This is a genomic window from Geomonas diazotrophica, assembly GCF_018919385.1.
Taxonomy (GTDB): Bacteria; Desulfobacterota; Desulfuromonadia; order Geobacterales; family Geobacteraceae; genus Geomonas; species Geomonas diazotrophica.
This window is the reverse complement of record NZ_JAHLMF010000011.1, coordinates 180,101-203,863: the sequence shown is the minus strand read 5'-3', so window position 1 is coordinate 203,863 and position 23,763 is coordinate 180,101. Positions and strand designations below refer to the sequence as shown.

General features: G+C 64.6%; 15 protein-coding genes. 10 read left to right on the top strand and 5 right to left on the bottom strand.

What is annotated here, in order from left to right; genetic code table 11:
- Positions 1-88 precede the first annotated feature (88 nt).
- From KOM00_RS13760 to KOM00_RS13725, 8 genes are all read left to right on the top strand, one after another.
- Positions 89-7,459 (top strand): retention module-containing protein, encoded by a 7,371-nt coding sequence (locus KOM00_RS13760; RefSeq protein ID WP_216499508.1) that lies wholly within the window; start codon positions 89-91, stop codon positions 7,457-7,459.
- Positions 7,460-7,650: 191 nt separating this feature from the next.
- The gene (locus tag KOM00_RS13755; RefSeq protein WP_216499507.1) at positions 7,651-9,309 is read left to right on the top strand and encodes an AAA family ATPase; all 1,659 of its coding nucleotides are present in this window, start codon (positions 7,651-7,653) and stop codon (positions 9,307-9,309) included.
- Position 9,310: 1 nt separating this feature from the next.
- Positions 9,311-10,030, top strand: a complete 720-nt coding sequence (locus tag KOM00_RS13750; protein WP_216499506.1) for a general secretion pathway protein GspB — start codon at positions 9,311-9,313, stop codon at positions 10,028-10,030.
- A gap of 87 nt (positions 10,031-10,117) precedes the next feature.
- Positions 10,118-12,328 (top strand): SF1B family DNA helicase RecD2, encoded by a 2,211-nt coding sequence (gene recD2, locus KOM00_RS13745; RefSeq protein ID WP_216499505.1) that lies wholly within the window; start codon positions 10,118-10,120, stop codon positions 12,326-12,328.
- 15 nt (positions 12,329-12,343) lie between these two features.
- Positions 12,344-13,045, top strand: a complete 702-nt coding sequence (locus KOM00_RS13740) for an aspartate/glutamate racemase family protein (RefSeq protein ID WP_216499504.1) — start codon at positions 12,344-12,346, stop codon at positions 13,043-13,045.
- Positions 13,046-13,079: 34 nt separating this feature from the next.
- Entirely contained in the window at positions 13,080-13,622 is a 543-nt protein-coding gene (locus KOM00_RS13735) for a surface-adhesin E family protein (protein ID WP_216499503.1), read from the top strand.
- A gap of 6 nt (positions 13,623-13,628) precedes the next feature.
- Complete coding sequence (locus KOM00_RS13730; protein WP_216499502.1) at positions 13,629-14,963, top strand: MFS transporter; 1,335 nt, start codon at positions 13,629-13,631, stop codon at positions 14,961-14,963.
- Positions 14,964-14,983: 20 nt separating this feature from the next.
- The gene (locus tag KOM00_RS13725) at positions 14,984-15,601 is read left to right on the top strand and encodes a LysE family translocator (RefSeq protein ID WP_216499501.1); all 618 of its coding nucleotides are present in this window, start codon (positions 14,984-14,986) and stop codon (positions 15,599-15,601) included.
- Between the two features lie 7 nt (positions 15,602-15,608).
- On the opposite strand, the gene KOM00_RS13720 is transcribed toward KOM00_RS13725, so the two are convergent.
- From KOM00_RS13720 to KOM00_RS13710, 3 genes are all read right to left on the bottom strand, one after another.
- Positions 15,609-15,878 carry a Txe/YoeB family addiction module toxin gene (locus tag KOM00_RS13720; protein WP_216499500.1) on the bottom strand — a complete coding sequence of 90 codons (270 nt, stop codon included), beginning with the start codon at positions 15,876-15,878 and terminating at the stop codon, positions 15,609-15,611.
- Positions 15,868-16,146, bottom strand: a complete 279-nt coding sequence (locus KOM00_RS13715) for a type II toxin-antitoxin system Phd/YefM family antitoxin (RefSeq protein WP_216499499.1) — start codon at positions 16,144-16,146, stop codon at positions 15,868-15,870. Before KOM00_RS13715 ends, KOM00_RS13720 begins: the two co-directional genes overlap by 11 nt.
- An 85-nt stretch (positions 16,147-16,231) precedes the next feature.
- Complete coding sequence (locus KOM00_RS13710) at positions 16,232-17,512, bottom strand: 4Fe-4S dicluster domain-containing protein (RefSeq protein WP_236026951.1); 1,281 nt, start codon at positions 17,510-17,512, stop codon at positions 16,232-16,234.
- A 228-nt stretch (positions 17,513-17,740) separates the two neighbouring features.
- Here KOM00_RS13710 and KOM00_RS13705 point away from each other — a divergent pair, with 228 nt between their 5' ends.
- Positions 17,741-21,409 carry a PAS domain S-box protein gene (locus tag KOM00_RS13705; protein WP_216499497.1) on the top strand — a complete coding sequence of 1,223 codons (3,669 nt, stop codon included), beginning with the start codon at positions 17,741-17,743 and terminating at the stop codon, positions 21,407-21,409.
- Positions 21,406-22,371, top strand: coding sequence for a diguanylate cyclase (locus KOM00_RS13700; RefSeq protein WP_216499496.1), 966 nt, complete (start codon positions 21,406-21,408; stop codon positions 22,369-22,371). Before KOM00_RS13705 ends, KOM00_RS13700 begins: the two co-directional genes overlap by 4 nt.
- Here the strand turns inward: KOM00_RS13700 and cobO are convergent.
- Together cobO and KOM00_RS13690 are read right to left on the bottom strand one after the other, a co-directional pair.
- A complete protein-coding gene (gene cobO / locus KOM00_RS13695; RefSeq protein ID WP_216499495.1) occupies positions 22,365-22,946 on the bottom strand; it encodes a cob(I)yrinic acid a,c-diamide adenosyltransferase in 582 nt (193 codons plus the stop codon). The two genes, KOM00_RS13700 and cobO, sit on opposite strands and share 7 nt — an antisense overlap.
- 141 nt (positions 22,947-23,087) lie before the next feature.
- Positions 23,088-23,762 (bottom strand): sulfite exporter TauE/SafE family protein, encoded by a 675-nt coding sequence (locus KOM00_RS13690; RefSeq protein WP_216499494.1) that lies wholly within the window; start codon positions 23,760-23,762, stop codon positions 23,088-23,090.
- Between the last annotated feature and the right edge of the window lies 1 nt (position 23,763).

Sequence of the window (23,763 nt, the reverse complement as noted above, 5' to 3'; positions counted from 1 at the left end):
ACATGGTTTCCCCTCAGAGATATCTTTACCATAACCAAATTTAGTAGCTCCTTTCACGCTTCACTATCAAATATTACGGAGAACGGTCATGGCACAGAACGATCAAGCAGCAGCGGCAGGCGCCGGGAACCAGGTAGTCGGCAAGGTTGTCATTCTCTACGGAACGGTAAAAGCCATATCCCCGGATGGCGCGATCCGTCTGCTCATGCCGAACAGCCCGATCTTCGCGAACGATCGCATCGTCACCGAGAGCGACGGCAGTGTCTCGATCGTGTTTGACGGCGCCCAGGGCAACCATTTGGATCTGGGCAGGATGACCAACGTCGCCATCGACCACGACGTCTATGGAACCGTGACCGCCGGTGACACCACCGATACGACAGCCGAGGTCCAGCAGATCCAGCAGGCGCTCGCCACCGGCGACCAGCCCATCGAGCTGGAAGCCCCGGCAGCAGGTGGTCCCGCCGATGCAGGCGGCACCCACCCGGTCTTTATCCTTGCGCCGACGGGCGAGGAGGTTCTCCCCACCGCCGGTGTGACCACCACGGGCGTCACCTTCGGGAGCACCGGGACCATTGATTCGGTGATCACCGAGACCGTAGCCCCCCCCACCGTTCCGACCACCAACACGGTCGTGGTTACCGCGCCGACCGATGTCAACGAGGGTGGGGATATCACCTACACCGCGACGACTACCCATCCGGCCCAGGGTGACATCACGGTAACCCTCTCCAATGGAAGCTCCATTATCATCCCCAATGGCGGGACCAGCGGCACCGTCCACGTCCCCGTTCATCCGGACAACCCGTACATCGACGCCGGCACCGTAACCACTACGGTCACCTCCGCAACGGGCGGGACCGAAACTGTCGTTGTCGACCAGACTCCGGTGGTGACCCAGGTTCATGACATCCCAACCCCGACCACTGTAACCCTCGCGGTCAGCCCGGTCGCGATAACGGAGGCGGGTGCGACGGTGACCTACACCGCCACCCTGACCAACGTTGCCCACGGCGACGTGACTGTGCACCTGGACAACGGTCAGACGATCACGATCGCTGACGGCCACACCACCGGTTCGGTGGAGCATACCTTCGCCAACGCGGACGACGTCTACGTCGACCCGAGCAATAGCAGCGTAGCGATCACCAGCGCCTCCGGCGGCAATTTCGAGCAAATCGTTGTTGATGGCACCCCTGCAACCGTGCACATTGCCGATACTGTCAATGACACGACCGTAAGCCTCGCGGTCAGCCCGGCATCTGTCACCGAGGCCGGCGCAACGGTGACCTACACCGCGACCCTGACCAACGCGGCCCACGGCGACGTCACCGTCCATCTTGCCAACGGCCAGACCATCACCATCGCCGATGGCCACACCACCGGTACCGTCGATCACACCTTCGCGAACACGGACGACGTCTATACCGATCCGAGCAGCAGCTCTACATCGATCACTAGCGCCTCCGGCGGCAACTTCGAGAACCTGGTGGTGGACTCCACTCCGGTAACCGTCCAGATTGCGGATACCGTGAACGACACCACCGTCAGCCTGGCAGTCAGCCCGGCGTCGATTACGGAAGCCGGTGCAACGGTGACCTACACCGCGACCCTTACCAACGCGGCCCACGGCGACGTGACGGTGCATCTGGACAACGGCCAGACCATCACCATCGCCGACGGTCACACCACCGGCACCGTGGACCACACCTTCGCCAATACGGATGACGTCTACGTCGATCCGAGCAGCAGCAGCGTGGCGATTACCAGCGCTTCCGGCGGCAACTTCGAGAACCTGGTCGTCGACCACACTGCCGCCACGGTCAGCATCGCCGACACGGTAAATGACACCACGGTGAGCCTGGCTGTCAGCCCGGCGTCGATCACCGAGGCCGGCGCAACGGTGACCTACACCGCGACGCTTACCAATGCGGCCCACGGCGACGTGACCGTCCACCTGGACAACGGGCAGTCCATCACCATCGCCGACGGTCACACCACCGGTACCGTGGACCACACCTTTGCCAATATCGATGACGTGTACGTCGATCCGAGCAGCAGCGCTACATCGATCACTAGCGCCTCCGGCGGCAACTTCGAGAACCTGGTAGTGGACTCCACTTCGGTAACCGTCCAGATTGCCGATACCGTTAACGACACCACCGTGAGCCTCGCTGTCAGCCCGGCGTCGATTACGGAAGCCGGTGCAACGGTCACCTACACCGCGACCCTGACCAGCGCGGCTCACGGCGATGTCACCGTCCATCTCGACAACGGCCAGACCATCACCATCGCTGACGGTCACACCACCGGCACCGTGGACCATACCTTCGCCAACACGGACGATGTCTACGTCGACCCGACTAGCAGCAGCGTGGCGATCTCCAACGCCTCCGGCGGCAACTTCGAGAACCTTGTTGTCGATCACACCGCGGCCACGGTCCACATTGCCGATACCTTCAACGACACCACCGTCAGCCTGGCAGTCAGCCCGGCGTCGATTACGGAAGCCGGTGCAACGGTGACCTACACCGCGACCCTTACCAACGCGGCCCACGGCGACGTGACCGTTCACCTCGACAACGGCCAGACCATCACCATCGCCGACGGTCACACCACCGGCACCGTGGACCACACCTTCGCCAATACGGATGACGTCTACGTCGATCCGAGCAGCAGCAGCGTGGCGATTACCAGCGCTTCCGGCGGCAACTTCGAGAACCTGGTCGTCGACCACACTGCCGCCACGGTCAGCATCGCCGACACGGTAAATGACACCACGGTGAGCCTGGGTGTCAGCCCTGCGTCGATTACGGAAGCCGGCGCAACGGTGACCTACACCGCGACGCTTACCAATGCGGCTCACGGTGACGTGACCGTCCATCTCGACAACGGCCAGACCATCACGATCGCCGACGGTCACACCACCGGCACCGTGGACCATACCTTCGCCAATGCGGACGACGTCTACGTCGACCCGACTAGCAGCAGCGTGGCGATCTCCAGCGCTTCCGGCGGCAACTTCGAGAACCTCGTTGTCGACGCGAATCCGGCGACGGTACACATTGCCGATACGGTGAACGACACCACCGTGAGCCTGGGTGTCAGCCCCGCGTCGATCACCGAGGCGGGCGCCACCGTCACCTACACCGCGACGCTGACCAACGCGGCCCACGGTGACGTGACGGTGCATCTGGACAATGGCCAGACCATCACCATCGCCGACGGCCACACCACCGGCACCGTGGACCACACCTTCGCGAGCAGTGATGACGTCTACGTCGATCCTTCCGACAACAGCGTGACGATCTCGAGCGCCAGTGGCGGGAACTTCGAGAACCTTGTTGTTGATCACACCGCGGCCACGGTCCACATTGCCGATACCATCAACGACACCACGGTGAGCCTCGGTGTCAGCCCGGCGTCGATCACCGAAGCGGGCGCCACCGTCACCTACACCGCGACGCTCACCAATGCGGCCCACGGCGACGTGACGGTGCATCTGGACAACGGCCAGACCATCACCATCGCCGACGGCCACACCACCGGCACCGTGGACCATACCTTCGCCAATACGGACGACGTCTACGTCGACCCGACTAGCAGCAGCGTGGCGATCTCCAGCGCTTCCGGCGGCAACTTCGAGAACCTTGTCGTAGACCATACTGCCGCCACGGTCAGCATCGCCGATACCGTGAACGACACGACGGTGAGCCTGGGAGTCAGCCCGGCGTCGATCACCGAGGCGGGCGCAACGGTCACCTACACCGCGACGCTGACCAACGCGGCCCACGGCGACGTGACGGTGCATCTGGACAACGGCCAGACCATCACCATCGCCGACGGCCACACCACCGGCACCGTGGACCACACCTTCGCGAGCAGCGATGACGTCTACGTCGATCCTTCCGACAACAGCGTGACGATCTCGAGCGCCAGCGGCGGGAACTTCGAGAACCTTGTTGTCGATCACACCGCGGCCACGGTCCACATTGCCGATACCTTCAACGACACCACCGTGAGCCTCGGCGTCAGCCCGGCATCCATTACCGAGGCGGGCGCCACCGTCACCTACACGGCGACGCTCACCAATGCGGCCCACGGCGACGTAACGGTGCATCTGGACAACGGGCAGACCATCACCATCGCCGACGGTCACACCACCGGCACCGTGGACCACACCTTCGCCAATATCGATGACGTGTACGTCGATCCGAGCAGCAGCAGCGTGGCGATCTCCAGCGCCTCCGGCGGCAACTTCGAGAACCTTGTCGTCGATCACACCGCCGCCACGGTCAGCATCGCCGATACGGTGAACGACACCACGGTGAGCCTCGGTGTCAGCCCGGCATCCATCACCGAGGCGGGCGCAACGGTGACCTACACTGCCACCCTGACCAGCGCGGCTCACGGCGATGTAACGGTCCACCTGGACAACGGGCAGACGATCACCATCGCGGACGGGCATACCACCGGCACCGTCGATCACACCTTCGCCAACACCGATGATGTGTACGTCGATCCGAGCAACAGCAGCGTGGCGATCTCCAGCGCTTCCGGCGGCAACTTCGAGAACCTCGTCGTGGATGCCACTCCGGCCACGGTTCACATCGCCGATACCATTAACGACACCACCGTGAGCCTGGCCGTCAGCCCGGCGTCGATCACCGAGGCGGGCGCAACCGTCACCTACACCGCGACGCTGACCAACGCGGCCCACGGTGACGTGACGGTGCATCTGGACAATGGCCAGACCATCACCATCGCCGACGGCCACACCACCGGCACCGTGGACCACACCTTCGCGAGCAGCGATGACGTCTACGTCGATCCTTCCGACAACAGCGTGACGATCTCCAGCGCCAGCGGCGGGAACTTCGAGAACCTTGTTGTCGATCACACCGCGGCTACGGTCCACATTGCCGATACCATCAACGACACCACGGTGAGCCTCGGTGTCAGCCCGGCGTCGATCACCGAAGCGGGCGCCACCGTCACCTACACCGCGACGCTCACCAATGCGGCCCACGGCGACGTAACGGTGCATCTGGACAACGGCCAGACCATCACCATCGCTGACGGTCACACAACCGGCACCGTGGACCACACCTTCGCCAATATCGATGACGTGTATGTCGATCCGAGCAGCAGCAGCGTGGCGATCTCCAGCGCCTCCGGCGGCAACTTCGAGAACCTCGTCGTCGACCACACCGCCGCCACGGTCAGTATCGCTGATACGGTGAACGACACCACGGTGAGCCTGGCAGTCACCCCTGCATCCATCACCGAGGCGGGTGCAACGGTTACCTACACCGCCACCCTGACCAGCGCCGCACATGGCGACGTCACCGTTCACCTCGACAACGGCCAGACCATCACCATCGCCGACGGGCACAGCACCGGCACGGTTGACTACACCTTCGCAAACAGCGATGACGTGTACGTCGATCCGAGCAACAGCAGCGTGACGATCACCAGCGCTTCCGGCGGCAACTTCGAGAACCTCGTCGTCGACCACACTGCGGCCACCGTTCACATCGCTGATACCATCGATACAACCGGTGTACACATCAGCACCACCAACATCGGCGAGCATGATGCCGGGGCGACCTTCAGCATCCACCTCGACAACGCCCCGCAGGGAGCGGCCACGGCGACGGTTGACGTTTATGACCAGTACACCGGGCTGACCACGACCCACTCCGTCAATATTGACGGTTCCGGCAACGGGTCGCTGTTCGTGGCACTGTCGAACCCCGCGGATGAGAGCATCACCGCGACCGTTACCGCCATCAATGGCGGCAACTATGAAGCGACCAGCGTCGGCGCAACTGCCACTGCAAGCATCGACCACGGCGTCACACTCACACCTGTCGGCGTTTCCGTCAACGAGGCGAACCTGTCGGACGGCTCAAGCCCTGCCGCGGCTGCCCTGACCCAGAGCGGATCGCTTTCGATCACCGCCCTGGATGGCGTCAGTAGCGTCCACATCGGCAACACGGACATCTCTATCGCCGCCCTGCACGACCTCGGTTCTACCGGCCCGATCTCCATCGACGGCGTTACCTACGGGCAGATGACGGTCACCGGCTACACCGATACCGCTACCGGCGGCACGCTCCAGTACAGCTTCACGCTTAACGACAACGTGCTGACCCCGCCTGCCAGCGTGGAGAGCTACGTGGAGCAGGTCTCCGTCAGCGTAACCGATGCGAACGGCAGCGTTGCCAACTCTTCCCTCGGCATCACCATCGTGGACGATCACCCGACCTTCACCATGATCGATCACGCCATCATCGGCAACGAGAACAGCTCCACCGCCGGTGTGCTCTACGGCAACCACGACATCAACTTCGGTGCCGATTCGATCGGTTCGATCAACGTGGCCGGCGATTCCCTGAGCGGCAAACTGAGCTACGAGTACACCACCCATGCTGACGGCTCGGTCACCGCGGCCGCCTACTCGGGCACCAACCATACGGCCGACACTCACTTCTTCGACCTGACCGTCAACACCGATGGCACCTACGCCTTCGACATGGTCAACGCCCGGGCAACCTTTGCTTCAGGCAACATCAGCCTGCTCAACGTGAACGGTGGAGCGTCTACCAACAGTTTCGTTCTCAACGATGCGACCTTCAACGCCGTCGATACCAACCAGAATGGTTCGATCGGCAATGCAGAGCAGCTGAAGCCGACCTCGGTGGGCTTTGGCGTCGGTAACGGCAACGTGGATGTGGGCGAGCAGTTCAACGTCACTTTCGCAAACGGCATTGCTGTCGACACCATCTCGCTCTACGGCAAGGTCCAGGCCGCCGGTTCCCTGACCATGTCCTACGTCACGGACTACTTCAACCCCGACGGCACCGTAGGGCATGACACCGGCTCCGCAACGCTCGGCAGCAACGGCGAGATGCATTTCGACCCGCTGCACGACTTCACGTCCATTACGTTCACGGTCAGCACCGGCTCCGGCAAGCTGGACAGCTTCTCCTACACCGAGCGGCTGATCCCCAACGACGAGACCCTGCACTTCCAGGTCTCCGCAACCGACGGCGACGGCGACCCGACCGGATCGCACAGCCTGGACGTGACGCTGCTCGGCGTTCACACCGCCGGGACCGTCATTGCCGGAACCACCGGCAGCGATGCCATGATCGGCACCTCGGGCAACGATATTTTCTCGACTGGGGCAGGCCACGACACCATCATGGCGACCAAGGGGAACGACCACATCACCGACTTCGATGTCAACCACGACACCCTGGATGTCAGCAGCCTGCTGGCGAACGCCACCCAAAGCAACCTGGTGGTGGGCAACGACGGAGCGAACCATCTGAAGATAACCGTGGTGGATAACGCCAGCCACACACTCGGCAGTGTGACCTTTGACAACATCGCGTCGAACGACACAACGTCAATCAACACGTTGCTGGATGAAGTCAAGACGCACCATTGATCCCGTCTCACGGCGGTGACACCAACCTGCTGCGGAAGTTTCTTCCGCAGCAGGTTTTTTTCTGTCCGTAGCCTTAACGACTGTTCATCCATTCCGCAGGATTCGCTTGACACTCCCGCCGCAAAAAACTATAGCTATAACCTCCACTTCACCCAACCTTCTCCCGCCCGGACCGGGCCAATCGGGGAAACATGTACTGGGAATCTTTCGGCTTCAAAGAAGCACCTTTCGCACTTACTCCAAACCCGTCCTTCCTGTTCCTGAGCTCTCCGCACCAGGAGGCTTTCGCGCACCTGCTTTTCGCCATTGAGAACCGCGCCGGTTTCATCGAGCTCTCCGGCGAGGTCGGCACCGGCAAGACTACCCTCGTCCGTACCCTTCTGAACCAACTCGACCCGGAAACCCACCGCACCGCGCTGATCTTCAACCCGATCCTCTCCCCCCTGGGGTTCATGAAGGAGGTGAACGCGGAGTTCGCCCTTCCTACCGAAGGCAACGAGATCCGCGACCTGCATGCCGCCCTGAACGCGTACCTGCTCGAGGAAAACCGCGCGGGGCACACCGTGGTGCTGGTGATCGACGAGGCACAGAACCTCTCGGTCGAGGTGCTGGAACACGTCCGGCTCATCTCGAACCTGGAGACCGAGAGCGACAAGCTGATCCAGATCGTGCTCGTCGGGCAGCCGGAGCTGAACGCGCTCCTCGCCCGGGACGAGCTGCGGCAGCTCGACCAGCGCATCACGGTGCGCTACCACTTGAAGCCGATGTGCTTCGACGATACCTGCGCCTACATCCGGCACCGGATCAGGTTCGCCGCCGACGGCAGGGAGCCGCTCGTCTTTTCCCCCGGCGCGTTCAAGCGCATCTTCAAGTTTTCCGGCGGTCTGCCGCGCCTGATCAACGGCGTGTGCGACCGCGCGCTGCTGCTCGCCTACACTCGCGACTGCAAGGAGGTCACCCCTGCGATGGCGTCGCTCGCCATTGCCGACCTGCGCAAGGAGTCGCCGCGCCGGCGACGGGCGCTGCAGGTGAGGGCGCTGTCGGCGGCGCTGGTTCTCTGTGTCGTCATCATCGCCGGTTTCTCCGCGGTCTCCTTCCACCTGCTCCCGGAGGAGAAGAAGGCGGTCACGGAGAAGAAGGAGGCCAGGGAGACGCAGGAAGCCGATAAGATGCCTCCCTTGTCGGCCGAGGCTGCGCGGCAGGCGATAGCGGCGCAGCCCGAGCAGGAAAACCTGTACGCAGCCGTCAACGCCGTACTGGACGCCTGGCAGGTGCAGCGGGTCGATCCGGTCCCGGGTCAACCTGCCAACCTGCGCACGCTGGTCCGGCAGCGCGGGCTCGTCGCCTCGAAGTTTTCCGCGAGCTTTGAACTCCTGACGCGGCTTGACGCGCCGGCGCTGCTCCACATCGCGTTGCCGGGTGGAGGCGAGCGGTTGGTGGCCCTGGTGGGAGCGGATAGGGGCGGACTGGAGGTCGTCCCGCAGGTGGCGGGGCGCTCGAAGCTCAGCCACGCCGAACTGGCGCAGCTCTGGACCGGCGGGACCACCGTTCTTTGGAAGGATTTCCATGGCATCGCCTCGCGTACCAAGGCCGCTGACAAGGCTGCCGGGACCAAGGCTCTCCAGGGGCTTTTGAAGCAGGTCGACTGTTATGCCGGTCCGCTGGACGGGAACCTGAACGAGGCTACCAAGGCGGCGCTCGCCGAATTTCAGCGCCGCGAACAGCTGACGGCGGACGGCAAGGTGGGGGCTCAGACCCTCATGCTCCTGTACCGCAAGGCTGGCGGCTTCTTCCCCCCGGGGCTTATGCGGGTTGGCGCCAACGGCAAGCAGACGACGGGACGGATCTGACATGAGCCTGATACTCGACGCTTTGAGAAAGATGGAGCAGGAACGACGGAGCAGGCGCGGGTCCGCCCAAGACCTGCGTCCCGAGGTGCTGCGCTACCGCCTGGCGGCCCAGCCCAAAGAGCCGCGCCGCTACCCGGTGGCCGTGGTCGCCGGTACCGCGCTGCTTTTGGCCGGCATCGGTGCAGGTTTTCTGCTGAAGGGGCACGCCCCGGAACCGGCAAGGGAACCGGGTCTCGCAGCAGCTCCCGCACCCCAAGTGCCCGCAACCCCAGCACCGGTCGCACCGCCCGCAGCGCCCGCAGTCGCACCGGTAACAGTCGCACCCCCGGCCGTGCCGCCGGCACCGGCGCCTCCGGCCGCGACGGCCGTTGCCGGTCAATCTCCGGTCGCAATTCCCCAGTCGGTTGCGCCACCCACCGGGCAGGCCCGGAAAGCCTCCCGTGCCGCAGCCGTCCCCCGGTCCTTGCCGTCCGACGCGCCGCAGATGGCACCCCAGGAACCTGCCGCCGCTACCGGCGGTGCCCAGGACATCACCATCTCCGGGATCGCCTACCAGGACGAGCGGCGCCTGAGGCGCGCGGTCCTGAACGGGATCCTGGTCGGCGAGGGGGCGGAGGTGGGGGGCGCCCGCGTGGTCGAGATCAAGGAAACCAAGGTGCGGCTGTCCCGCGGCGGCCGCGTCTTCGAGGTTCCCTTCTCCTCCGGGCTCCAGTCCCGTTAACCCCGGCCTTCACGCCCCGGCCCCTGCGTATCGCCCTGGCCGGCCATCACGGTTCCCAATCTCCGAAGCACTGCAGCTGGAGCCCCGATGAAAGAAAGATCACCTGCCGAACATGCGGTCGAAAGAATTTCCGGCTCCCTGGAGAGGGTTACCTTCCACAGCGAGGAGACGGGCTTCTGCGTGCTGCGGGTGAAGGTTTCAGGGCACCGGGAACTGGTGACGGTGACCGGGAGCGCCGCGTCGATCACCCCGGGCGAGTTCCTCGAGTGCACCGGTTCCTGGCACAACGACCGCACCCACGGCATGCAGTTCAAGGCGGAGCACCTGAAGGTGGTGCCCCCCACCACGCTGGAGGGGATCGAGAAGTACCTGGGATCCGGGATGGTGCACGGCATCGGCCACCACTTCGCCAAGGTGCTGGTGCAGGCCTTTCGCGAGGAGGTCTTCGATGTCATCGAGAACCGCCCCGAGCGGCTGCTGGAACTCCCCGGCATCGGCCGCAAACGGATGGAGGCGGTGGCGAGCGCCTGGGTGGAGCAGAAGGCGATCCGGGAGATCATGGTTTTCCTGCAGTCCAACGGCCTTGGGACCGCACGCGCCGTGCGCATCTACAAGAGCTACGGCAACGAGGCGATCTTCAAGGTCACCGAGAACCCGTACCGGCTTGCCCTCGACATCCACGGGATCGGGTTCAAGACCGCCGACGCCCTGGCCGCCAACCTCGGCGTCGCGCGCGACTCGATGATCCGTGCGCAGGCCGGCGTCAGGCACGTGCTGCAGGAGCTCTCGGCAAGCGGCCACTGCGCGGCCGCCCGGTCCGACCTGGCGCAGAGCGCCGCCTCCCTGCTCGACATCCCCGTTGCCGTTATCGAAGCCGCCATCGACGCGGAGATCGCGGAGCAGAACCTGGTCGCCGAGCCGATCGCCGGCCGCCCCTGCCTGTTCCTGGCGCCGCTGCACCGTGCCGAGGTCGGTGTCGCCGGGAGCCTCTCGCGCCTTTGCAACGGAGCCCCACCCTGGGGCGGCATAGTCGCGGAAGAGGCCATCCCCTGGGTTGAGAGCCACAACGGCATCACCCTGTCCCAATCGCAGCGCGACGCCATCCGGCTTGCCTTGAAGAGCAAGGTGGTCGTCGTCACCGGCGGCCCGGGAGTCGGCAAGACCACGCTGGTGAACAGCATCCTTGCCATCATCCGCTCCAGGGAGCTACGGGTGACCCTGTGCGCCCCGACCGGAAGGGCGGCCAAGCGGCTCACCGAATCGACCGGTATCGAGGCCAAGACCATCCACCGCCTGCTGGAGTTCGACCCGCAGAGCTTCGGCTTCAAGCGCGACCGGGAAAACCCGCTTGCCACCGACCTCCTGGTGATGGACGAGGCCTCCATGGTCGACGTGGTGCTGATGAACAAGCTCCTCCCCGCCGTCCCGGACCACGCCGGCGTGATCATCGTGGGGGACGTGGACCAGCTCCCCTCCGTCGGCCCCGGCTGCGTCCTTGCCGACATCATCGATTCGGGCGCCGTCGCCACCGTGCGCCTGACCGAGATCTTCCGCCAGGCCGCGGGCTCCAAGATCATCGTCAACGCGCACCGCATCAACCGCGGCGAGCTCCCCCTGCAGGACGAGGGGAAGGAGCTGGCCGATTTCTACTTCATCCCCGCCGCGTCCGCCGAGGACATCCACGGCAAGCTGCTCCAGGTGATCACCGAGCGTATCCCGAAGCGTTTCGGCTTCGACCCGGTGCGCGACATCCAGGTGCTCACCCCCATGAACCGCGGCGGACTCGGCACCGGATCCTTGAACGCGGAACTGCAGGGTGTGCTAAACGGCAAGGCTGAACCCAGGGTGACCCGCTTCGGCACCGGCTTCGCGCCCGGCGACAAGGTGATCCAGACCGTGAACAACTACGAGAAGGAAGTCTTCAACGGCGACATCGGCCGGATCGTGGAGGTGCGCCAGGAGGAGGGGACGCTCAGCGTGGATTTCGACGAGCGGCTGGTGGAATATCAGTTCGGCGAACTGGACGAGGTGAGCCTCGCCTACGCCACCAGCATCCACAAGAGCCAGGGGTCCGAATACACCGCCGTCGTGATCCCCCTGTCCATGCAGCACTACACCATGCTGGAGCGCAACCTGATCTACACCGCGGTGACCCGGGGCAAGAAGCTGGTGGTGGTGATCGGCGAAGCCAAGGCGCTGGCCATGGCCGTGCGTACCAATAAATCGCAGCGCAGGATGACGGACCTGGCGCGCAGGATCTGCAGCGCCGGCATGGTGGAAGCGACCGTGCAGCCTTGAGCTCAGGAGGAAGTGATGAAGACCATCGGCATGATCGGCGGGCTCGGACCGGAGTCCACCATCGACTACTACCAGCGCATCATCGAAGCCTTCCGGGTGCCGGGGAGCCTCGCCGCACCGGAGATGGTGATCTACAGCGTTAGCCTGCAGGAGGTGATGGACCTCGCCGCCCGGCGCGAATGGAACCATCTCGTTTACCTGCTGCTGCAGAAGGTGAGGGCGCTGCACAAGGCCGGCGCCGATTTCGCCATCATCACGGCCAACACGCCGCACGTCGTGTTCGACGAGGTCCAGGCGAAGTCGCCCATCCCGCTCATCAGCATCGTCGCGGCCACCTGCGAGAAGGCGAAGGGGCTGGGGGTGAAGAAGGTCGGGCTTTTGGGGACCAGGTTCACCATGGAGGAGAACTTCTTTGCGCCTCCCTTCGCGGCAGCGGGGATCTCTGTGGTGGTCCCCTGTGCCAGTGAACAGCACTACATCCACGAGAAGCTGATGACGGAGATCGAGCTGGGGATCATAAAGGACGACACGAGGAAGGGGTTGATCGACATCATCGAGCGCCTGGTACTGCAGGAAAAGGTGGAGGCGGTCATCCTTGGCTGCACTGAACTGCCGCTGATACTAAAGGACGGCGACTTCGACACGACCTTTCTCAATACAACGGCGATCCATGTCGAGAGTGTGGTGAGATATTGCAGGGAAGGCAGGACGTGGTAAAAGGAGCAGGTCGGAATAAAGAACAGGGGGCAGTATGAAAACTTTATTGATCCTGGCGCTGGTTCTCGTCGCCTCGACCTCGTTCGCCGGTGAGAAGACAAAGACGGCCAAGGATGCGCCGAGCTCGCAAACGCTGCAGGAGAAGTGGGACGCGGATGCCTCGCTTTTGAAGCTGGACTGCAGCGACAGCATGTGCGTCTACGGCGTCAAGGGTTCCGCGCAGATCGTCGACGCCGACAGCAACATCCGCTCGGCGTGGGTCGCCTTTCTCTACACGGATGAAGGGCGCAAGGCGCTCGCGGGGCCGCTGAAGGGAAGCTATTACAGCAAGGAAAAGTGGAACATCAACTGCAACGAGGCGACCATGAACGTCTCCTCGGTCCACTACTACGACGCCAAGGGGAATCCGGTGAGCTCCTACGGCAACGACGACCAGTGGAGCGACGTCGTCCCCGGCAGCTTCGGTGAAACGGTCGCCGCCATCGTCTGCACCCTGGAGGACGACGGGACCGAGGAGGACACTCCCACCCGGGACGTGCCGGGAGAGGCCCCCTCCCAGGAAGGCACGCCCCTTTAAGGTCCCATGAGCCCCCTCGCCGGCATATCCCGCGTCAAGGTGCTGCTGCGGGCGCTACGCTCACGGAACTACCGCCTCTTCGTGGCCGGGCAGAGCGTCTCCCTGGTCGGCACCTGGATGCAGCAGGTTGCCATGAGCTGGCTCGTGTACCGACTGACCGACTCCGCCATGCTGCTGGGGGTGGTCGGGTTCACCAGCCAGGTTCCGACCTTCCTGTTCGCCCCGGTGGCGGGTGTCTTCGCGGACCGCTGCAACCGGCGCCGCCTGCTGATGCTGACCCAGGCGCTGGCCATGGTCCAGGCGGCGCTCCTGGCGGCGGCGGTGCTGCTGGGGGTGGTCCAGGTCTGGCACATCGTGCTGCTGAGCCTCGTTCTCGGCGTCGTGAACGCCTTCGACATCCCGGTCCGCCAGTCTTTCGTGGTCGAAATGGTGACCGAGCGCGAGGATCTCGGCAACGCCATCGCCCTCAACTCCTCCATGGTGAACGCCGCCCGCCTGATCGGTCCGACCATCGCCGGCCTGCTGGTCGCCTCGGTCGGGGAGGGGATCTGCTTCCTCTTGAACAGCGTGAGCTACCTTGCCGTGCTCCTGGCCCTGGCCGCCATGCGCATCGAGCCGCGGGGAGGCAACGACAAGCCCCGGCGCCACATCTATCACGAGCTCAAGGAAGGCTTCATCTACGCCTTCGGTTTCGGCCCCATTCGGAGCATCCTGCTGCTGGTCGCCCTGATGAGCCTTACCGGAATGCCGTACACCGTGCTGGTCCCGGTTTTCGCCAAGGACATCCTGCACGGCGGCGCCCACACCTTCGGCTTTTTGATGACCGCCGCGGGATGCGGCGCCCTAGTCGGCACCATCTACCTCGCCTCCCGCAGCAGCGTCCTCGGCCTTGGCAAGCTGATCGTGCTCTCGACCTGCCTTTTCTCCATCGGGGTCGCCGTCTTCGCCGTCTCAAGCAGCATGGCGCTCTCCCTCTCCGCGCTGGTCGTGGCCGGTTTCGGCGCCATGACGCTGGTCGCCTCCTGCAACACCATCCTGCAGACCATCCTGGAGGAGGACAAGCGGGGTAGGGTGATGAGCTTCTTCACCGTGGCCTTCATGGGGATGGCTCCCTTCGGCAGCCTGGGAGCCGGTGCCATGACCAAGGTCGTCGGCCCGCGCGTGACCCTGGTCATAGGGGCGGCCTGCTGCCTGGCCGGAGCCCTGGTATTCGCCAAAAACCTCCCCCGGATCAGGCAGATGATCCGCCCCATCTACGCCCGCATGGGCATCGTCAAAGAGGTGGCCCAGGGGATGGAGACCGCGGCCGAGCAGCCGCAACTGCCCAAGGAGAAGGAATGAAGGAAAGGATGAAGTTTTAGATGATAGATTTCCTCACTGCAGGTCTTGTTCTCGGTTGCTCGGCGGGGTTCTCGCCGGGGCCGCTTTTGATGCTGGTGATCTCCGAAACGCTCAGCCACGGCACCAGGTCCGGGGTGCGGGTGGCGCTCTCCCCCATCATCACCGACTTCCCCATCGTCGCCGCCACACTGCTGTTACTGATGAAAGTCTCCGGCTACCACGGCATCCTGGGCTGCGTCTCGCTGGCAGGCGGCCTCTTTGTGCTCTACACCGGCTACCAATCGCTGCGGGCCAAGCCGGTCCAACTGGACCTCCCCAAGGACCCTCCCAAGTCGCTGCGCAAGGGGGTGGTGACCAACTTGCTCAGCCCGCACCCTTACCTTTTCTGGATCACCGTGGGCGCGCCGCTTTTGTCCAGGTCGCTCAAGGTCGGACCCGCCGCCTTTGTCGCCTTCATCGGGAGCTTCTACCTCTGCCTGGTCGGCGCCAAGATCGTCCTCGCCCTCGCCGTGGGGAGGTCGCGGGCCTTCATGGGGAGCAGGGTTTACCTCTGGATCATGCGCCTGCTCGGCGCGCTGCTGACCTTCTTTGCTCTGCTGTTGTTCCGTGAGGGGCTCAAACTGCTGGGGGTGTGGTAGGAGGGGATCAGTAGTGGTAGCGTGCCTGGAGGAAGTCGACGCGGTCGTCGCTCACCAGGTACACCAGCCGGTGTTCCTGGGTGAGGCGGCGGGACCAGGCGGCGGGGGAGAGATACTTGAGCGGTTCGGGTTTTCCGATTCCACGGAAAGGGTCCCGCATCACCGCCTCCACCAGCGACAGGGCCCGTAACGCCGTCTTGCGGTCCACCTCCACCCAGTGGCGCAGGTCTTCGCGAAACTCCGGATGAAACACCGCCGCCCGGGCCTTAGCCGCCAAGTCCCAACTCCTGACGGAGTCCTGAAACCGTTTCCGGTTCACCCTCCCGCTTGAGGGCGCGCTCCAGCGCGGTCAGGAGCCTCTGGGCGTTCTTGGGCGAGCGCATCAGGTGCGCCGTCTCTACCAGGCTGGCCAATTCGTCCGCGGCTATCATGGCCACACTCTCACCGCTGCGGCGATCGATGATGACGATCTCGCGGTTTTTGGTCACTTCATCGCAAAGCCCGGCGAGGTTGGCCCGGGCATTGGTGTAGGTGGTCTTCAGCATCTTCTCCCCCTGTCCTTGTCGGCTGTACAGGAACACCGTACAGTAACTGCTGCGTTTTGGCAACAGTCAACCGAGGTGTCTGCGGCTAGTCGTACCCGGAGAACCGGTCCACCTCCACTTTGGCCAAAAGCCGCTCAAGGTAGCGCGACTTGAGCTGCTCGGCGGCCATGAGCCGCTGCACCGGCGGCAGTTTGAGGATCGCCCCGAGGATCGCCGCCATGGCGCGGTGGCTCAGATAGGCCTGGTTGTCGAAGATGAGGTTTTGCAGCTTGCCGCGCTCGATCGCCATGAGCACCAGCCGGTGCGCGGTGTTCACCGGCGTGAAGATGCGCTTGGCGCGAGGCTCGAGCCGGAGGGCGCCGGTGGGGCAGTTGCGCACGCATACCCCGCACCCAAGGCAGAAGTCGGTGTCGGTCTGGGACCGGACCCCTTCGGGATTGATGGTCACCGCGCCGACCGGGCAGACGGCCGCGCACCTGCCGCAGCCGCTGCAGCGGTCGGCCTGCGTCGTCTGCACGAAGTTGGTGCTGTACATGGCGTTGGGGATGGCCAGCCTGCGGGCCGCGATGAGCCCCTCGCAGCAGCAGCGGCAGCAGTTGCAGACGAAGTTGACCCGCTTTTGCACGTTGTCCGCGCACTGCACGAGGTTCAGGTCGCGTGCCTTTTGCAGCAGGTCCAGCCCCTCGGCGCTCTCCACGCGGCGCGCCACCCCCCGCCTTAACAGCGACTGCGCCGCGAGGTTCAGCGTCATGCAGATGTCCAGCGGCGCGGCGCAGGCCCGGTCCAGTTGCGCCATCTTGTGCCGGCAGTAGCAAAGCCCCACCGCGATGTCGCTCGCGCTCTTGATCACCTCGCTGGCGCGCTCGTAGTCGAGCACCTGGCAGGCCTGCTCGTCCGGAATCGCTTCCTCGTTCACCAGCACCCGCCCGAGCGAGGTCTCGCCCCCGGCAAAGAGGTCGCGGATGAAGGCGTCCTCGACGTTGATGTACTGAAAATAGAGCCGCGCCAGCTCCTTCTGGTCCAGGTCGGGGCGCAGCCGCATCAGGGAGAACTCGAAGAAGCCGGCCATGGGGGGAGGAAGGAAGTAGATACGCCTGCCGTCGCGCTCGATGTCCAGCAGCAGCGAGCGGGAGGCGAGCTTTTCCAGCAGGGCCCGGGCGTCCCTGGTGGGAAGGTTCCAGATCCGGGCGGCCTTGGTCGCGGAGAAGGGGCGCAGCGGCAACAGGCTCATGAGCACCGCCTCCCGCTCGCTGCACAGGATGGAAAAGATCCTGAGCAGGAGCTCCGACTCGGGCGCCCCCTGCGGAAACCGGTTCACCCGCCGCATCAGGCGGTGATAGCCGTCGTTTGATCGCTGCTCTGACAAGGAGGATCTCCTGTTGTTAAAAAACGACAATGTGCCAGTATAGCAGTCCCCCAAGGGCAGGCAACCTCCCATAACGCGGAGGGGGATCCCGACATCGCGGCTTCGTATATCCTGATGCCGCTAATTAAAGATTCCCCCCCGTGCGCCGAAGAGGACTGGAGCGACCACCGTGCCGAGCCTTTGCCCCGGCCGTTTTCGTACGCGTGGTGGCGAGGAGTGCTCGCCGGGATGAAGAAACTGAGCCTGACAACCAAGATGAGCCTGATGGTGTCCCTGCTGGTGGTGCTGGTGCTCTCCTGCATGACCCTGTCCGCCTCATGGTTCCTGGAAAAGCAGTACCAGGAGACCGTGTCGGAGCAGCAGTTCTCCATGGTCAACTCCATGGCCGGAGAGATCGACAGCAAGATGCGTCAGACCCAGCTCCAGCTCGAGGCCCTCGCCAGGACCATCCCGCACCGGCTCTTGACCAGTCCGCTTTTGGCCCAGCGCTTCCTGGAACAGCGGCCCGACATCCTGGCGCTCTTTGACAGCGACATCTTCATCTTCGACGCCCGGGGCAGACTCCTCGCGGTGAATCCCCTGGAAAAGCAGCTGATCGGCAGGGATTACTCCTTCCGCGACTACTACCGCGATGTCGCCCGCAGCAAAAGGCCCGTCATCTCCGAGCCCTTCGTCTCGACCCAGGCGCACGGTCACCCCACGGTCGCCTTCGTGGTCCCGGTGCTGGACGGCAAGGGGGACATCCTGGGGATGATCGGGGGGATGATCGACCTGTACAAGGACAATTACCTGGGCAAGCTCGCCCACGCCAGGATCGGGAAAAACGGCTACCTCTACCTGTTCAACACCCAGCGCATCATCATCGCCCACCCGGAGCAGCAGCGCATCATGAAGCGCGACCTCCCTCCGGGGGCGAATCCCCTGCTGGACCGGGCACTGGCGGGGTACGAGGGTGCCGGCGAGACGGTGACCTCGCGCGGATTGCCGGCGGTGGCCGCCTTCAAGCGCCTGAACAGCACGGGGTGGATCCTCGCCTCGACCTTCCCGCTCACCGAGGCCTACGCGCCGGTGCGGGAGGCCAAACTGCTGTTGGCGGCCGGGCTGATGGCGGCCCTGGCCGGGAGCGTGCTGGTCTGCCTGCTTTTCATGCGGCGGCTGACGGCGCCGCTTTTGACATTCATCCGCCACGTGGAGGGGATCAGCGACCAGGAGCAGGAGCTGGAGCCGGTGGCCATCCGGACCGGGGACGAAATCGGGACGCTGGCGCGCGCCTTCAACCGGATGATCCTTGAGCTGCGCCGGCAAAAGGAATCGGCGCGCGAGCTCCGCCTGGCGATCGATCAGGCGCCGGTCACGGTGATGGTGACCAATCGCAACGGGCAGATCGAGTACGTCAACCCCCATTTCACCAAGGTGACCGGTTACAGCGCCGAGGAGGCGCTGGGGCAAAACCCCAGGATCGTGAAATCGGGGTGGCATCCCCCCGAGTTCTATGCCCAGATGTGGCAGACGGTTCTCTCCGGTCGCCAGTGGCGCGGCGAGATGCGCAACCGGCGCAAAAACGGGGATCTCTACTGGGAGAGCGCCTCCATATCCTCGGTCACCGGCGACACGGGGGAGATCAGGAACTTCGTGGCGGTGAAGGAGGACATCACCGAGAGAAAGCGGGCCGAGGAGGCGCTGGTCAGGAGCGACGAGCGGATCAGGCTCCTGCTGGAATCGACGGCCGAGGCGATCTTCGGGATGGACCTCCTGGGGAACTGCACCTTCGCCAACCGCGCCTGCGCCAGGCTGCTCGGCTATGCCGGGGCCGAGGAACTGCTGGGAAGGAACATGCACCTGCTCATCCATCACACCACTTCCGACGGCTCTCCCAATCCGGAGCAGTCCTGTGCCCTGAGCCGGGTGCTGCGCGGGGAGCAGGGGCTGCACAGCGACGACCAGGTCTTCTGGCGTGCCGACGGCACCAGTTTCGCCGTGGAGTTCTGGTCCTACCCGCAGACGAGGGACGGGGAATTGGTGGGAGGGGTGGTCACCTTCTTCGACATCACCGAGCGCAAGCGGGCCGAGGAGGAGCTGCTTAGAGCGACCGAGGCTGCGGAGGCGGCGACGCGGGCGAAAAGCGAGTTCCTGGCCAACATGAGCCACGAGATCCGCACCCCGATGAACGCCGCGCTCGGGATGCTCTACCTTTTGCGGCATACCGAACTCACCGAGCAGCAGATGGATTACCTGGACAAGGCGCAGAGTGCCTCGGGGGTACTGCTCCGGGTCATCAACGACATCCTCGATTTCTCCAAGATAGAGGCGGGGAAGATGGAGCTCGAGCGGATCCCGTTCCGGCTGGATCAGGTGCTCTCCGACCTGCAGAACGTGGTGGGAGCCATCCTGCGGGACAAGGAGATCGAGTTCTCGGTGGCCGCAGGCGACGGCATCCCGGAGCTCCTGGTGGGGGACCCGCTCAGGCTGGGGCAGGTGCTTTTGAACCTCACCGGCAACGCCATCAAGTTCACCGAGAAGGGGAAGGTCGAGGTGGGGGTGGTGCTTTTGGCCCTGGAGCGGGACTGCGTGACGCTGCGCTTCTCCGTCTCCGATACCGGCATCGGGATGGAGGCCAAGCAGCAGGAGGGGCTCTTCACCCCCTTCACCCAGGCGGACAACTCCACCACCCGCCGCTACGGCGGGACCGGGCTCGGCCTCGCCATCTGCCGTGAGCTGGTTCAGCTCATGGAGGGGCAGATGTGGGTGGAGAGCGAGCCTGGACGCGGCAGCACCTTCAGCTTCATGGCCCGTTTCGGCGTGACCGGGAGCGGACAGGCCCCGCTCCCCGAGCCCCCGGCGGGAGAGCCCATCCAGGTGGGGGCGGGGATGCGCGTCCTGCTGGTGGAGGACAACCCCATCAACCAGGAGGTGGCCCGGTTCATCCTGGAGCGGGGCGGGGTCAAGGTCGAGGTGGCGCGTAACGGCGCCGAGGCCCTATCCATGGTGCACGCCCCTGGGGCGGCTTACCACGCCGTGCTCATGGACGTGCACATGCCGGTCATGGACGGCCTGGAGGCGACCCGGCGCATGCGGCTCGATCCCGCGCTGGAGCGGCTCCCCATCATCGCCATGACCGCCAGTGCGCTGCCTGGGGAGCGTCTGCTCTGCCGCGAAGCGGGCATGAACGACCAGGTGGACAAGCCGATCAACGTCCCCGGGCTGTTCGCGACTCTGAACCGCTGGGTGGGGGCGCTGCCGGGGCAACCGGAGCCCCCGGCCGGGCAGGCGGGGGAAAGCGGGCAGGACCTCCCCGACCAGGTGCCGGGACTGGACCTGCAGCGGGCCAAGTCCAGGATCCAGGACGGCAAGCTTTTGAAGAAGCTCCTGGTCAGCTTCCGCCGGGACAACGAAGGGCTCGTGCAGCGGATCGCCGCGGCAGCGGGAGCCGGCGACATCAAAGAGGCCCGGCGGGCGATCCACACGGTCAAGGGAAGCGCGGGGAGCCTGGGGGCGATCTGGCTGGGGAGCGCCGCCGCCTCCCTGGAGATGGCCCTGCAGGGAAACGACGCCAGCCAGGTGCACGAAACCCTGGAGAGGTTCGCCGAGAAGCTGGAGGAGGTGATGGGCTCCATCCGGCAGCTGGAAGAGGAGTGGGGGATCGCCGAAAGGGAGGCGGGTCCTTTTACGGCGAGGATCGAGTGCGAGGACCCCGAGCAGGTGGCGGCCTTGGCCCGCACCCTCGCCCGACTGCTGGCGAGCCAGAACATGAACGCCCTGGCGGTGTGGGAGGAGATGCGCCCCCTGCTGGCGGGGGAATTGCCGGAGCGGCTGGACGCGACGCTGCAGGCGCTTGATTTCGCCGACGCCCGTGCGGTTTTGCAGGAAATGATTGAACACCTGGAGCTAAGGACATGAGCGAGGAGCCGGAACAAGCAGCAAGGGGCAAGATCCTGATCGTGGACGACACCGCGGCCAACATCGAGATCCTGTACAAGATCCTCAAGGGGGAGTTCGACGTCCTCTTCGCCAAGAGCGGCGCCGACGGCATGCGGATGGTGCGGGAGCATACGCCGGATCTGGTGCTTCTGGACGTCATGATGCCCGACATGGACGGCTACGAGGTCTGCCGTCTACTGAAGCGGGACCCCGCGACGGCTCGCATGCCGGTGGTCTTTGTGACGGCGATGGGAAACGACGAGGACGAGACCAGGGGGCTGGAGCTTGGGGCCATCGACTACCTCACCAAGCCGATCCGGCCTCCCATCGTGCTGGCGCGGGTGCGCAACCACCTGGAACTAAAGCGCAGGGGCGACCTCTTGGAGCAGCTGAGCGCGGAACTGGCGCGCAAGAATCTGGAGCTCGAGGTGCTGGCGCGCGAGGACGGGCTGACCGGGGTGGCCAACCGGCGCCATTTCGACGAGGCGCTGCGCTCGGAGGTCCAGCGCGCCACGCGCAACGGGCGCAACCTCTCACTGATCATGTGCGACATCGACCGCTTCAAGCAGTTCAACGACCTGTACGGGCACCTGGCCGGGGACAGCTGTCTGCAACTGGTGGGGGAGCTGTTGAGGAAGAGTTTCAAGCGCGCCGGCGAGGTGGTGGCGCGCTACGGCGGCGAGGAGTTTGCCGTCATCCTGCCCGACACCAGTGCCGAGCTGGCGGGGCACCTGGCCGAGCGGCTGCGGCTGGAGCTCATGGGGCAGGCCCTGCCGCACGCCCAGTCCGAGTTCGGCGTGGTCACCATGAGCCTCGGCGTGGGGGGGGGGCTGGCGACGCGCGACCACAACGTGGAGTGGTACATCTGCTCGGCGGACGGGGCCCTGTACCGATCCAAGGCGGGGGGGAGGAACCGGGTCAGCGTCTGGGAGGATCAGTAATCCACCCCGGGCTGCGGCTCGATCTCCTTGCGGTACGCGTGCTTCACCTCCACCACCTCGCTCACCGTGTCGGCGAGGTCGATCACCAGGGGGTGCGCGTCCCGGCCGGTCAAAACCAGGTGCATGAGCGGCGGCTTTTGCGCCAGTATCTCCAGCACCTGCTCCAGGTCGATCAGTTGCAGCTGCAGTGCATTGTTGATCTCGTCCAGGATCACCATGTCCCATTTCCCCGACGCCATCTTCTCCAGGGCGAGCGCCACGGCGTCCTGGGCGTTGGCGCGGTGCTCGCTCTTGGGGTAGGGGTTACCCTGGATGCCGCAGAACCCCTTGCCGGTCTTGTGCAGTTCAACCTGATCGCCCAGAAGCTTCACCCCGTCCCACTCCCCCGCGTACAGGTCCCCCTTCATGAACTGGATGATGCAGACCCTCATGCCGTGTCCGCAGGCGCGCAGCGCCATCCCCAGCGCCGAGGTGGTCTTCCCCTTGCCGTGACCGGTGATGACCACGGTCAGTCCCTTTTTCAGCTTCGGCTCCAGCCTGTGTATCTGCACCGGCGGGCTTCCCTGTTTATTCATGATACGGCCTCCCCGCATATTCTAACCCTTTATAAAGCGGTTACGCAAAGTACGCCAAAAAAGGTTTACCCCGGCAATTCTTCGTGTTCTTCGCGGATACTTAGCGTTCTTTGCACTACCGCTTTTAGAGGTGGGGGGCGATCAATGGTGCGCCGCCATCTTGCCGATGACGCGCCACAGGCCAGCCACTCCCATCAAGGCGATGGCGATGCCGGCGGCGCGCAGCATGGCGTTTCTGAGGGCGCCGGAGACGGCGCTCGAGGCGGTTCCGAAGCCGAGCATCACCGGAACCGTTCCCAGTCCCATGGCGGCCATGGTGGCCGCACCGGTGATGGGGCTCCCGGTCCCGGCGGCGACGAGAAGGGGCGCGTAGACCAGGCCACAGGGGAGCAGGCCCAGCACCAGGCCCAAGGGCAGGGAGGCGAGCGGTGAGGGGGCGGCGAGGGCACGCCTCACCGGGACCGTAAGGAAGCGCGCGCCGCTCCCTTCCAGGGTGGAGAGGTTGAGAACGCTCAGCCCCAGCGCGGAGGAGAGCCCCACCATGATCACCATGAGGTTCGCCCCCACCATGAACCAGCGGAAGACCGTCTTCATGGCCATGAGGTTGAGCGACGAGCCGATCAGACCGGCCAGCGCCCCCAAAAGCGTGTAGGTCACTATGCGGCCGGTGTTATAGAAGAGCTGGGACTTGAGCCTTGACCCCAGCGCCCCGTCCTTGTCCTTAAGGGAGATAGCGGCCACGATGCCGCCGCACATCCCGATGCAGTGGAAGCTGCCGGCCAAACCGGCCACGAACGCCAACCAGATCTGTAGCATA